Origin of the sequence: Falsiroseomonas sp. E2-1-a4 (assembly GCF_051433165.1) — a bacterium.
GTDB lineage: Bacteria > Pseudomonadota > Alphaproteobacteria > Acetobacterales > Acetobacteraceae > Falsiroseomonas.
In genome coordinates this window covers 29,167-41,940 of sequence record NZ_JBHMFS010000020.1, presented here as the reverse complement: position 1 = coordinate 41,940, position 12,774 = coordinate 29,167, and the positions used below count along the sequence as shown (strand labels likewise).

Below are 12,774 nucleotides of genomic sequence, written 5' to 3'. Positions count from 1 at the left end.
TCTTGCCTGGGGGATCGACAGGCGCGAGCGCCGGTTCTACCCCTGGAAGGCAGGAAACGCATCAAGGAAACGCCGCGATGAATGGCGCCGAATGGTTGGCCCGCAGCCTCAAGGCCTCCGGCCAGACGCATCTTTTCTTCGTCGATGCGGTGCTGCGCCGCACGCTGCTGGAGATGGAGCGCGTCGGCGTGCAGCCGGTGCTGGCGCACACGGAGAAGGCCGCGGCCTACATGGCGGATGCCTATGGCCGCATCTCCGGGCGGCCGGGCGTGGTGGCGGCCCAGTCCGTGGGGGCGGCGAACCTCGCCGCCGGGCTGCAGGATGCGTGGCTCGGCCGCAGCCCGGTGCTGGCCCTCACCGGTCACAAGCCGCTCGATCACCAGCATCGCAACGCCTATCAGGAAGTGGCGCATGCGCCGCTATTCGCGCCGGTCACGCGCCACGCCGCGCAGGTGGAAAGCGCGGCGGAGCTGCCGCGGCAGTTCCGCCAGGCCTGGGCCGCCGCCACCAGCGCGCCGCCGCGCCCGGTGCATCTGGACCTCAAGGGGCTGATGGGCGAGTTCGTCGAGATCAGCGAGACCTCGGCCGAACCCGCCGCGCTTGGCGACTGGACGGCACCACGGCATCGGCCGGTGGCGGACGCCGCCTCGCTGCGCGCGGCGGCGGCTGCGCTACGCGGCACCGACCGCGTCGTGATCGTGGCCGGGGACGGCGCGGCGCTGTGCGGCTGCGGGGCGGAGCTGCTGGCCCTGGCGCGGTTGCTGCGCGCGCCGGTTGCCACCTCGCTCGGCGCGCGCGGGCTGATCGATACGCGCGACCCGCACGCCATCGGCGTGGTCGGCGGCTATTCCGCGCCGCCGGCCAACCGCATCGTCCACGCGGCGGAGCTGGTGCTGTTCATCGGCTGCGACACCGGCGACCAGTTGACCCATGCCTGGCGCATACCCGCGCCCGGCACGCGCATCATCCAGATCGACGCAGATCCGCTGGAATTCGAGCGCAGCTACGCGACGGAGGTGGCGCTGCTCGGCGACCCGCGCGCGACGCTGGCGGCACTGATCGCGGAACTCGGCGAACCGGCGCGGGACGGCGCGCTGCTGGGGCAGGCGCAGGAGCTGATGGCCGAATGGCGCGCCGCCATGGCGCCGCGCCTGGCCAGTGATGCGATGGCGATCGACCCGGCGCGACTGGCGGCCGAGATCACGCGCGCCTTGCCGGCGGATGGCATATTGGTGGCGGATACCGGTTATTCCGGCATCTGGACCGGCACGTTGATCGACCTCGCCCCAGGCCAGACCTATCTACGCGCGGCGGGCTCGCTCGGCTGGGCCTTTCCGGCGGCGCTGGGCGCGAAATGCGCGGCGCCCGGCCGCAAGGTGGTGTGCTGGTCCGGCGATGGCGCACTGTACTACCACCTGACGGAGCTGGAGACGGCGAAGCGGCGCGGCATTGCGGTGGTGCTGGTGGTGAACAACAATTCCGGCTTCGGCCAGGGCTGGCCCAACTACCTGAAGCAGGCCGGCAACCGCCCGGTGGCGGCGGAACAGGTGCTGCGCTTCGGGCCCACGGATTTCGCCGCGCTCGCGTGCCAGTTCGGCCTGCGCGGCATCCGCGTGGAACGTCCGGGCGACCTCGCCGCCGCACTGGCCGAGGCGATGGCGGCGGAGGAGACAGTGGTGGTGGATGTGGCCACAGATATTGACTGCCGCGCACCGGAACCCTGGGCGCCGTAGGGGCCGCCGTCAGCAGCCCTGCTGCGCCAGCGGCACCTCGATCCGGCAGACCAGCCCGCCGCTCCGCCAATCCAGCGACACGGCACCGCCAATCTGCCCGCACAGCGTCGCTTCCAGGACCCGGGACCCGAAGCCGCGCCGCGCGGGCGGGCCTTGCAGGTTGGGCCCGCCTGCCTCGGACCAAGCCAGATGCAGGCGGTCGGGCGTGCAGCCGGCCACGTGCCACGCCACCCGCACCCGCCCGGCCAGGGTGGACAGCGCGCCATGCTTCACCGCGTTGGTCGCCAGCTCATGGATCGCCATGGCCAGGGCCTGGGCGAGCGCCGGCATCAGCGCCACGGCCGGCCCTTCCAATGCCACACGTCCCTCCTCGGCAAAGGGCGCGATTTCTCCACGCAGCAGCGCATCCAGCCTGGCGCCGTTCCACTGGTTCTCGGCCAACATGGTCTGGGTGCGGGCCAGGGCCGCCACCCGCCCCTCGATGGCACGGATGTAGGAGGGCAGATCCGCCGCCCGGGTCAGCCGCAGCGCCGCCTGCACCACCGCCAGCACGTTCTTCGCCCGGTGGTCCACCTCCCGCGCCAGCAGTGCCTGGCGTTCCGCCACCTGGCGGCTTTCGGTGATGTCGCGCGCGATCCCCGCCAGGGTCACGGGCTGCCCCCGCTGATCGGTTTCCACCACCGCGCCGCGGGAGGCCATCCAGCGCCAGCCGCCTTCCGCCCGCGGCACGCGGAACTCGGCCTCGTAGCTGGGTGAGCGGCCTTCGGCCAAGGCGCGCAGGCGGGCCTCCACCACGGGGCGATCTTCCGGATGGACCGGGGTAAGCCAGGTGGCCAGGTCGAAATCCGCGGCCGGCACACCGGGAAAATCATTCACGAACAGGCCCTTCCGCGCGCCTCGATTGCGGCGGACGTCATACTCCCAGGTGCCGAAGCCGGCCGCGTCCAGCGCCAGGCGCAGCCGCGCCTCGCTGGTGCGCAGGGCGGCCGCGTCCCGCTTCCACTCGGTGATGTCGATATGCGCGCCATAGGTCACGTTGCGCCCCGCAATCTCCAACCCCACCACGCGCACCAGCACGTCCCGGATGGTTCCACTGCGGGTGCGGTGCTGGGCCTCGAATTCCTGCGCGCCACAGATGAGGCGGCTCTGGCGACCGCGGGCGCGGATGGCTTCCGCATCGGCCGCCGCGTCGATATCGCCGATGCCGAGGCGGAGGACCTCGTCCCGGCTGTAGCCGAGTTCCTGGCAGGCGCGCTGGTTTACATCCAGGACGGCATGCGTCCCGGGATCAATGACCATGACCCCGAAGGGCGCCGCATCGAACATCGCGCGCTGCTGTGCCTCGCTCTGCCGCGCCATGGCCTCGGCCCGGCGCAGGCCGGATATGTCCAGGCCGACGCCGCAGATCCGCAGCCTCTTCCCCTCCCCATCCCGCACCACGACACCCCGCGCCATGATCCAACGGGTCGCGCCATTCGGTAGCAGGATGCGGAACTCCCCCTGCAGCGGGCCGCTCTCAGCCGCGGCGGCGCGCAGGTTCTGCGCCATCTGGTCCCGCTCCTCCGGGTGGATGCGGGCCAGCCAGGCGGCCAGCAGCGCCTCGGGCGGCGTGGCCGGATCCATGCCGTGCAGGCGGAACATCTCCGGCGACCATTCAACGCGCCCGCTGTACGGATCGCACTCGAAGGTGCCGATGCCGCCGGCTTCCTGCGCCAGGCGCCGCCGCGCCTCGCTCGATCGCAGACCGGCGATGGCCTGGTGCAGCGTGGTCTCGGCCTGCCGCAAGCCGGTCAGGTCGATGTTGACGCAGAACAGGCCGAGGACGCGGCCATCGGCGCCGAGGCGTGGCCGCGCCTCCGTCCGCAGCAGGCGGAAGCCGCCGGCGGTGTGCCGGTACCGGCCTTCGACCACGAAGGGCACGCCGGCCCCCAGGCCCGCGGCGAAGGATGCGGCGACCGCCGCCCTATCCTCGGGATGCAGCAGGCCGGCCCAGTCGAATGCGCCCGCCGCGTCGGCGGCGATACCGCAGAAGTCGCGCAGCGCGCGGTTGGGCAGGATGCAGCGCCCATGCTGGTCGCCGATCCACAGCAGGGCGGGGGATTCCGCCGCCATGTCCCGGAACAGGTCGATCTGCTGCGCGTCCATGGGCTGGGCGGGGCCCTGCTCGGCCAGCAGGTGCAGCGCAGCGGCAAGCACCTCGCCAGCGTCGCGATACTGGCCGGAGGCGATGCGCGCATCGATGAAGGCAGCCGACTGCGCCGTCAACGAAACATTTCTGGTTCGGCTGGCCGCCATGGACGTATTTCACGCTGGCCGTTGCCTGTGTCAACCTTTCTGACAATTGCGACCGCGCAGGTTTCAAACCATCGCCCGGGCGCAGACCAGCCAGAAGGGTTCTCGACATGCGTATCTGCATCTTCGGCGCCGGCGCGATCGGCGGCTTCATCGCCGCCTACATGGCGCGCGCGGGCATCGACGTCTCCATCGTCGCCCGCGGCGCCCACCTCGCCGCCATCCGCGCCCGGGGGCTGACGGTGGAGACGCGCGACGAGACCTTCACGGTGCCGGTCCGCGCCAGTGAGAATCCGGCCGAGCTTGGCGTCCAGGATGGCGTGTTCGTCACGGTGAAGGCGCCATCCCTGCCCGGGGTCGCCGGGCTGATCGGCCCGCTGTTGGCACCGGATACGCCGGTGACCTTCCTGACCAATGGCGTGCCCTGGTGGTATTTCCACGGCCATGGCGGCGCCTGGGATGGCCGGCGCCTGCCGATGCTCGACCCCGGCGATGTGCTGTGGTCCGCCATCGGCCCGCGCCGGCTGGTGGGCGGCATCGCCTGGCCGGCGAGTTCCGTGCCGCAGCCCGGCGTGGTGCGGCTGACCGATCCGCGCAGCCGGCCCACCATCCTCGGCGCGCCGGACGGCACCATCTCGGCCGGTGCGGTGGTGTTGCAGCAGGCGCTGGAGCGGGCCGGACTGCCGGTGCAGGTGGAGACCCGCATCCGCGACCGGATCTGGGAAAAGCTGGCCTTCAACCTCAGTGCCGGGCCGCTCTGCGTGCTGACCGAGACGCCGGTGCGATCGACGCATGAGGAGCCGGTGCTGATCGAGACATCCCGCCGCGTGCTGGCGGAGGTGGCGGAGTTGATCGCCGCGCTGGGCTGCCGGGCGGAGATCGATGTGGAGCGGATCGTCGCCACCAACATGCAGCTCGGCCATCGCCCCAGCGTGCTGCAGGACCTGCAGGCCCGCCGGCCGATGGAGATCGACGCGCTGTACAATGTGCCGCTGCAACTCGCCGCGCTGACCGGCGCGCGAATGCCGACGCTGGAGATGCTGGCGGCGCTGATCCGGGTGAAGGCGCGCGCGCTGGGGCTTTAGAGGCCGTTTGAGAACACCAGCGGGTCGGTCCCGCGGTGCTTTTCCGCCCCTACTGTGTTGCCGAGTTTGCCGATGCAATCAGCATCGGCTGCATCCGGCGCCTTGCAGAGACGAAGAATCACCTACGGGCCCTCAGCCGCTGGCATTCTCAAACGGCCTCTAAGCGCGGGTGGGTTGCGCGGGCCGGCGGGTGGTGGTGGCATCCTGCGACCATTAGGGGACAACCGCCGATGCCAATCGCCGAGGCCAAGCAACCTGTTCAGGCCCTCGCAGCATGACCCGCGAAGCCGCGATCGCCGCCGCCAGCGGTTTGCTCGATGATGGCAGCCTGCTGGCGTTGCTCGCCCGCCGCGTCGCCTGCCCCACCGCCAGCCAGGACCCGGAATCCGGCCCGCATCTGTGGCGCTACCTGGAGCAGGAGATGGCGCCGGACCTGGAGCGCATCGGCTTCACCTGCACCGTCCACCCCAACCCTACCGGCCGCGGCGGTCCCTTCCTGATCGGCCGCCGCATCGAGGCCGAGAGTCTGCCCACCCTGCTGACCTACGGGCATGGCGACACAGTGCTCGGCCTGGATGCCGAATGGCATGAAGGGCTTTCGCCCTGGGTGCTGACGCGGCGCGGCGAAAGGCTCTACGGCCGCGGCGTCGTCGACAACAAGGGCCAGCATTGCTGCAATCTGGCGGCGCTGGAATCCGGGCTGAAGATCCGCGGCCGCCTTGGCTTCAACGTCATCATCCTGCTGGAAACCAGCGAGGAAGTCGGCTCCCCCGGCATCGATGAATTCTGCCGCGCGCATCGCGATGAACTGAAGGCGGATGTGCTGATCGCCTCGGACGGGCCGCGGCTGGTGCCGGATGTGCCGGCGCTGGTGCTCGGCACACGTGGCGCGCTGAGCCTGGATCTGAGCGTGAAATACCGGGAGGGTGGGCACCATTCCGGCAATTGGGGCGGGCTGCTGGCCAACCCCGGCGTGCGGCTGGCGCATGCCATCGCCGCCATCATCGACCGTGACGGCCATGTGCTGGCGCGCGACATCCTGCCGGAGCGCATCCCCAACAGCGTGCGCGCCGCGCTGGCGCATTGCGAGGTGGATGGCGGGGCGGATGGGCCCGAGATCAACCATTGGTGGGGCGAGCGCGGGCTGACGGCGGCCGAGAAGGTGTTCGGGTGGAACACCTTTGAAATCCTCGCCTTCACCTGCGGCCACCCGGCGGCGCCGGTCAACGCGGTGCCGCCGGAAGCCGTGGCCCGCTGCCAGATCCGCTACACAGTGGACCGCAATCCCGTCACATTCATCCCGGCGCTGCGCAAGCATCTGGCGGAAGCGGGCTTTGACGATGTGACGGTGGAGCCGGTGAAGGCGGGCGCCGAATGGGCGGCGACGCGGATGGACCCGGACGGGCCCTGGCCGCGCATGGTCGCGGCCTCGATCCAGCGCAGCACCGGCAAGGCGCCGATGATCGTGCCGAATGCCGGTGGGTCGCTGCCCAACGACACCTTCGCGGTCACGCTCGGCCTGCCCACGCTGTATATCCCGCATTCCTACAGCGGCTGTTCCCAGCACGCGCCGAACGAACACGCGCTGCTGCCGATCATGCGGGAGGGGCTTGAGATTGCCGCCGGGCTGTTCTGGGACCTCGGCGAGCAGGAATGGCCAAAGGGGGCCTGACGGCGCCCCTCGTCAGCGATGCAGCGCGCCGGCGAGGAAGACCTCCACGGCTTCCTCCGCCATGGCGGACAGCGCCGCGGCATCGGGCGCCTCGCAGACGCCAAGCAGCATCATCATGTGCTTGGCGCCGCAGACCATGCCGAACAGCATATGCGCCGCGCGTTCCGGGTCGGCCAGCTTCAGGCGCCCGGCCTCGATCTCCGCGGCCAGGCGACGTTGCAGCGCGCTGGGACCACGGCTGAGCTTCACGCGATGAAACGCCTCGGCCAGTTCGGGGGATCGCTGCCCCTCCGCGATTACCAGGCGGAAGATCGCGGTCTGCGTCGGTGACAGAAGCTGCTGCGCCGCGGCCAGCAGAATGCCGTTCAGCGCCTGCCGAAGATCCGGGTCCCGCTCCAGCTCCGTGTCCAGATGCAGCGGCGCCACCGCATCCGAGATCGTCGCTTCGAACAGCGCGGCCTTGGAGGGGTAGAGCTGGTACAGCGTGCGCTTGGACATGCCCGCAGCCCGCGCCACGTCATCCATCCGCGCCGCTGCATAGCCATCGCGCAGGAAGACCTGCGCGGCGGCCTCGCAGAGCAGCCGCGCCCGCAGCGCTTCCGGCATCGGGTCGCGCCCCGGCTTGCGCCGTTCAGCCGGGGCCAGGTCCTGTGCCATCGCCCCTACTCCGCCGGCGCCGGCAGCGGCGCGGCCGTGACGGGTTCCGCCTGGCCCTTCGGCTTCGTGCGGAACAGGCGCAGCACCAGCAGGAAGAACAGCGGCACGAACAGCACAGCCAGCACCGTGCCCGTCACCACGCCGCCGATGACGCCGGTGCCGATCGCGTTCTGCGCGCCAGACCCCGCGCCAGTCGCGATCGCCAGTGGCACGACGCCGAGGGTGAAGGCGAGCGAGGTCATGATGATCGGCCGCAGCCGCAGCCGCGCCGCCTCCGCCGCCGCTTCCACCAGGGTGAGCCCGCGATCAAAACCCTCCTTGGCGAATTCGACGATCAGGATGGCGTTCTTCGCGGACAGGCCGATGGTGGTCAGCAGGCCGACCTGGAAATACACGTCATTCGACATGCCCCGCCCCAGGCTGGCCAGCACCGCGCCCAGCACGCCAAGCGGCACCACCAGCATCACCGCCGTCGGGATCGACCAGCTTTCATACAGCGCCGCCAGACACAGGAAGACCACCAGCAGCGAAATGGCATACAGCGCCGGCGCCTGGCCGGAGGAGCCTCGTTCCTCATAGGAAATGCCGCTCCAGGCATGGCCGAAACCAGGCGGCAATTGCGCCGCCAGCCGTTCCATCTCCGCCATCGCCTCGCCGCTGGTGCGGCCGGGTGCCGGCGTGCCCTGGATCTCGCGGGAGGCGATGCCGTTGAAGCGTTCCAGCCGCGGTGAGCCATAGACCCATTCGGTGCGGCCGAAGGCGGAGAAGGGCACCATCTGGCCGCGGGCATTGCGCACGAACCAGCGGTCCAGGTCACCCGGCAGCATGCGCGATTCCGCCTCGCCCTGCATGTAGACGCGCTTGATGCGGCCACGATCCAGGAAGTCGTTGACGTAGGTCGAACCCCAGGCGGTGGAGAGCGTGGTGTTGATGTCGGAGACGGAAAGTCCCAGCGCGCTGGCCCTCTCCCAATCCACCAGAAGGCGGAACTGCGCCTCGTCATTCAGCCCGTTGGGCCGGACGCCGGCCAGCACGGAGCTTTGCGCCGCCAGGCCCAGCAACTGGTTGCGGGCCGCCATTAGCGCCTCATGCCCGGCACCGGCGCGGTCCAGAAGCTGGAAGGTGAAACCGGTGGCGTTGCCGAGTTCCGTGATGGCGGGCGGCGCGAAGGCGACGATGATGGCGTCCTGGTAGCCGGCAAAGCGCTGCATGATGCGCCCGGTCAGCGCCTGCACGCTGTTCTGTGCGCCCGGCCGTTCATCCCAGGGACGCAGGCTGATGAAGCCGAGGCCGGCATTCTGGCCGCGACCGCTGAAGCTGAAGCCGTTGATGCCGAAGAAGGACTGGACCACGTCCTTCTCATCCTCCAGCAGATAGCGGTTCAGCTCATCGAGCGCGCGCTGCGTGCGGTGCGTGGTGGCGCCGGGTGGCGCGATGACCTGCACGAAGGCGGTGCCCTGGTCCTCATTTGGCAGGAAGCCGCCGGGCAGGCGCAGGAAGGCGAAGCCGAGGCCGGCGAGCAAGGCGGCATAGACCGCCATCATCCGCCAGGGCCGCCGCAGGCTGCCGCGCACGCCGCGTTCATACACGGCGGTCGTACGGTCCACGCCGCGGTTGAACCAGCCGAAGACGCCACGCTTGCCCTGCCCCGGCTTGTGCGGCTTCAGCATGGTGGCGCAGAGCACCGGCGTGAAGAATATTGCGACCAGCACGGAAAGCGCCATGGCGGTTGCGATGGTGATGGAGAATTGCCGGTAGATCACGCCGGTGGAGCCGGGGAAGAAGGCCATCGGCAGGAACACCGCGGACAGCACCAAGCCGATGCCGATCAGCGCGCCGGTGATCTGGTCCATGGATTTGCGCGTCGCCTCGATCGGCGAGAGGTGTTCCTCCGCCATCACGCGCTCCACATTCTCCACCACCACGATGGCGTCATCGACCAGCAGGCCGATGGCCAGCACCAGGCCGAACATGGTCAGCGTGTTGATGGTGAAGCCCGCCGCCGACAGCACCGCGAAGGTGCCGAGCAGCACCACCGGGATCGCCAGCGTCGGAATCAACGTGGCGCGCAGGTTCTGCAGGAACAGGAACATCACCAGGAAGACCAGCACCACCGCCTCGATCAGCGTGACGACCACGCTGGTGATGGACAGGCGGACGAAGGGCGTGGTGTCCAGCGGATAGACCGCCTGCAGGCCGGGCGGGAAGTTGGGCCGCAGCGATTCGATGGTGGCGCGCACCGCGGTTGCGGTATCCAGCGCATTGGCGCCGCTGGCGAGCTGGATGCCGATTCCGGCGGCGGGCTGACCGTTATAGCGGCTCGTGAAGGCGTAGTTGTCCGCGCCGACCTCGACCCGCGCCACATCGCGCAGCCGCACCTGCGCGCCATCCGTCTGCACGCGCAGCAGGATGGCGCCGAACTGCTCCGGCGTCTGCAGGTAGGATGAGCCGATGATGGTGGCGTTCAACTGCTGGCCAGGCACGGAAGGCTGCGCGCCCATCTCGCCGGAGGAGATCTGCACATTCTGCGCCTGGATGGCGGTTCGCACATCGCCCGGCGTCATGCCGTAATTCACCAGCTTCGCCGGGTCCAGCCAGATCCGCATGGCGAATTGCGAGCCGAAGACCTGGTAGTTGCCAACGCCCGGCGTGCGGCTGATCGGGTCCTGCACCGAACTGACCAGGAAATCCGCGATGTCGGCATTGTTCATGCTGCCATCTGTGGCGACGAAACCGATCACCAGCAGGAAGCTGCTGCTGGACTTGGCGACGCGGATGCCCTGCTGCTGCACCGCCTGCGGCAGGCGCGGCACTGCCAACTGCACCTTGTTCTGCACCTGCACCTGCGCCGTATCCGGGTTGGTGCCCTGCGCGAAGGTGAGCTGGATGGTCGCGGCGCCATCCTTGGTGGTGTTGGAGGAGAAGTACAGCAGCCCGTCGATGCCGCTGAGCTGCTGCTCGATCACTTGCACCACCGTGCTTTGCACCGTCTCGGCGGAGGCGCCCGGATAGCTGACGGTGACGGAAATGGCGGGCGGTGCGATCGCCGGGTACTGCGCCACCGGCAGGGTGCGCAGCGCCAGCAAGCCGGCCAGCATGATGCCGATGGCGAGGACCCAGGCGAAGACCGGGCGATCGATGAAGAAACGTGCCATGTCTCGGGGCCTTAGCTGCGCGGCTGCGCGGCGGGCGCGGCGCCTCGCTCGGTGGCGTTCACGCGGGCGCCGGGGCGGATGCGCTGCACACCTTCCACCACCACGCGATCCCCGGCCTGCACGCCGCCCGTCACCATCCAGTCCGTGCCGATGGCGCGGCCGGCCTGGAGGATGCGCTGTTCGACCACGCCCTCCGCATTCACCACATAGGCCATCGGCTCACCGCGCGGCGTGCGGAGCACCGCCTGCTGCGGCACCATCAGCGCCCGGTCGGTGACGCCTTCCTCCACCTCCGCCCGCACGAACATCCCCGGCAGCAGAAGCTGGTCCGGGTTCGGAAACACCGCGCGCAGAGTGACGGAGCCGGTGCCCTGGTCGACGATGACCTCGGAGAACTGGATCTGGCCGGGATGCGGGTAGCGGGAGCCATCCTCCAGGATCAGCCGCGCCGGCGCGATCTCCGCCGAGGCCCTCCGCAGCGCACCGCTTTCGACATCCCGTCGCTGTTGCAGCAGCGCCGCGCTGGGCTGGGTGACGTCCACATTGATCGGGTCGAGCTGCGTCACCGTGACCAGCGAAGCCGCCTGGTTCGCCGTGACCAGCGCGCCAACCGTCACGCTGGACCGCCCGGTGCGGCCCGCGATGGGGGAGGTGACGCGGGTGTGGCCGAGGTCGATCCGCGCCGTCTCCAGCGAGGCACGGGCGGAGAGCACATCGGCCTGCGCCTCACGCAACGCCGCCTCGGCATTCTCCAGGTTCTGCTGGCTGACGGCCTGGGTGCGGACCAGGGTGCGGTAGCGGTTGGCGGTGCTCGCCGCCGCCCGCTGTGTCGCTTCGGCGCGGGCCAGCGCGGCCTCGGCGCGCGACAGGGCGGCCTCATAGGTCGCCGGGTCGATCTGGAACAGCGGCTGGCCGGCGGTGACGGCCTGGCCCTCGGTGAACAGACGCTCCCGCACCAGGCCGCCGACCTGGGGGCGGACCTCCGCCTCCTGAAAGGCCGCGGTGCGGCCGGGAAGCAGGGTGGTGACTGGGATTTCCTGCCGCTGCAACGTCACCACGGTGACGGGGGTGGGGGGTGGTGCGGGCTGTGCAGCGGCGCCGCGGGGCTGGTCCTCGCAGGCGGCGGTCAGCAGGACAAGGCCGAGCACGGCAAGGCGCCGGCCGATGGGATGGGGCATGGGACCTCTGGAAACCGGAGAGTTTTCTTTGAATGGATACTGGTCGGTTTCCAATGGAAGTCAATGTTGCATCGCACAAGTCACGGCATTGGCATCGGTGCGCCCGCACATTTCAGAAAGGCCCGGGCCAGGGCCGTCGGCGCACCGCGCGGGGTGGCGAGCCAGATGCTGGTGGTGGCGCCCGGCTCCGCCAGGTTCCTGTGCGTCACCTCCGCCACCCGGATCTGCGCGAGCGAGGCGGGCATCACCGCAATGCCAAGGCCGGCGGCGACCAGGCCGATCAGCGTGGAATTCTCCCGCGCCGTCTGGGTGATGTTGGGCGTGAAGCCGGCGCCGCGGCACAGGGCGTCGAACTGGGCGTGCAGCGTGGTGCCGACGGCGCGGGAGAAGAAGATCAGCTTCTCCTCCGCCAGCGCCGCGATCGGCAGCGGGCCGCGGTGGCGGGCCAGCGGGTGATCCTCCCGCATCATCGCCACCAGGCGTTCGCGCAGCAATTCCACTGCCGCGACATCGGCCGGGATATCGGCGGCGGAGGGGCAGCGCAGGAAACCGGCATCCAGCGCCCCGCGTCGCAGCGCATCCACCTGTTGCAGCGTCGGGCTTTCCTGCAGGGCCAGGTGCACATCCGGCAGGCGGCGGCGGAAGCTGAGCACGGAAGCGGTGAACACCGGCAGCAGCGGCGCGGAGGCAAACAGGCCGATCCGCAATTCCCCGATCTCCCCCCGTCCGGCGCGACGCGCCACCGTCGCGGCACGGCCGGCCTGGTCCAGCGTGGCGCGGGCTTCTGGCAGCAGCATGCGGCCGGCCTCCGTCAGCGCCACGCGGCGGGTGCCGCGTTCGAAAAGGGGGGTCGCCAGCTCGGCCTCAAGCTGCTGGATTTGCTGGCTCAGCGGCGGTTGCGCCATGCCGAGGCGGCGGGCGGCGCGGGTGAAGTGCAGTTCCTCCGCCACCGCGACGAAGTAGCGCAGATGCCGCAGCTCCATACCCAACCCCTCTCAATAT

8 protein-coding genes are annotated in these 12,774 nt (G+C 70.1%); 3 read left to right on the top strand and 5 right to left on the bottom strand.

The features are described from left to right. The first annotated feature begins 77 nt into the window (after window positions 1-77). Window positions 78-1,733 carry a thiamine pyrophosphate-binding protein gene (locus tag ACFHNC_RS19500; protein WP_437170909.1) on the top strand — a complete coding sequence of 552 codons (1,656 nt, stop codon included), beginning with the start codon at window positions 78-80 and terminating at the stop codon, window positions 1,731-1,733. Window positions 1,734-1,742: 9 nt separating this feature from the next. On the opposite strand, the gene ACFHNC_RS19495 is transcribed toward ACFHNC_RS19500, so the two are convergent. Beyond that, window positions 1,743-3,998, bottom strand: coding sequence for a PAS domain-containing protein (locus tag ACFHNC_RS19495; RefSeq protein ID WP_437170908.1), 2,256 nt, complete (start codon window positions 3,996-3,998; stop codon window positions 1,743-1,745). A gap of 137 nt (window positions 3,999-4,135) precedes the next feature. On the opposite strand from ACFHNC_RS19495, the gene ACFHNC_RS19490 reads away from it, so the two are divergent. Beyond that, window positions 4,136-5,110 (top strand): ketopantoate reductase family protein, encoded by a 975-nt coding sequence (locus ACFHNC_RS19490; RefSeq protein WP_437170907.1) that lies wholly within the window; start codon window positions 4,136-4,138, stop codon window positions 5,108-5,110. 274 nt (window positions 5,111-5,384) lie between these two features. Further along, window positions 5,385-6,782, top strand: coding sequence for a M20 family metallopeptidase (locus ACFHNC_RS19485; protein WP_437170906.1), 1,398 nt, complete (start codon window positions 5,385-5,387; stop codon window positions 6,780-6,782). A gap of 12 nt (window positions 6,783-6,794) precedes the next feature. Here ACFHNC_RS19485 and ACFHNC_RS19480 read toward each other — a convergent pair whose 3' ends face one another. The 4 genes from ACFHNC_RS19480 to ACFHNC_RS19465 form a co-directional block, all read right to left on the bottom strand. Beyond that, window positions 6,795-7,439 carry a TetR/AcrR family transcriptional regulator gene (locus ACFHNC_RS19480; RefSeq protein WP_437170905.1) on the bottom strand — a complete coding sequence of 215 codons (645 nt, stop codon included), beginning with the start codon at window positions 7,437-7,439 and terminating at the stop codon, window positions 6,795-6,797. A gap of 5 nt (window positions 7,440-7,444) precedes the next feature. After that, window positions 7,445-10,594, bottom strand: coding sequence for an efflux RND transporter permease subunit (locus ACFHNC_RS19475; protein WP_437170904.1), 3,150 nt, complete (start codon window positions 10,592-10,594; stop codon window positions 7,445-7,447). 11 nt (window positions 10,595-10,605) lie between these two features. Further along, entirely contained in the window at window positions 10,606-11,772 is a 1,167-nt protein-coding gene (locus tag ACFHNC_RS19470; protein ID WP_437170903.1) for an efflux RND transporter periplasmic adaptor subunit, read from the bottom strand. An 80-nt stretch (window positions 11,773-11,852) separates the two neighbouring features. Next, entirely contained in the window at window positions 11,853-12,755 is a 903-nt protein-coding gene (locus ACFHNC_RS19465) for a LysR substrate-binding domain-containing protein (RefSeq protein WP_437170902.1), read from the bottom strand. Window positions 12,756-12,774 lie beyond the last annotated feature (19 nt).

What these genes read in the sequence shown, in the direction of transcription:
- ACFHNC_RS19500 (WP_437170909.1), top strand. Translation starts at nt 78, where the DNA reads ATGAATGGCGCCGAATGGTTGGCCCGCAGCCTCAAGGCCTCCGGCCAG.
- ACFHNC_RS19490 (WP_437170907.1), top strand. Translation starts at nt 4,136, where the DNA reads ATGCGTATCTGCATCTTCGGCGCCGGCGCGATCGGCGGCTTCATCGCC.
- ACFHNC_RS19485 (WP_437170906.1), top strand. Translation starts at nt 5,385, where the DNA reads ATGACCCGCGAAGCCGCGATCGCCGCCGCCAGCGGTTTGCTCGATGAT.
- ACFHNC_RS19480 (WP_437170905.1), bottom strand. Translation starts at nt 7,439, where the DNA reads ATGGCACAGGACCTGGCCCCGGCTGAACGGCGCAAGCCGGGGCGCGAC.
- ACFHNC_RS19475 (WP_437170904.1), bottom strand. Translation starts at nt 10,594, where the DNA reads ATGGCACGTTTCTTCATCGATCGCCCGGTCTTCGCCTGGGTCCTCGCC.
- ACFHNC_RS19470 (WP_437170903.1), bottom strand. Translation starts at nt 11,772, where the DNA reads ATGCCCCATCCCATCGGCCGGCGCCTTGCCGTGCTCGGCCTTGTCCTG.
- ACFHNC_RS19465 (WP_437170902.1), bottom strand. Translation starts at nt 12,755, where the DNA reads ATGGAGCTGCGGCATCTGCGCTACTTCGTCGCGGTGGCGGAGGAACTG.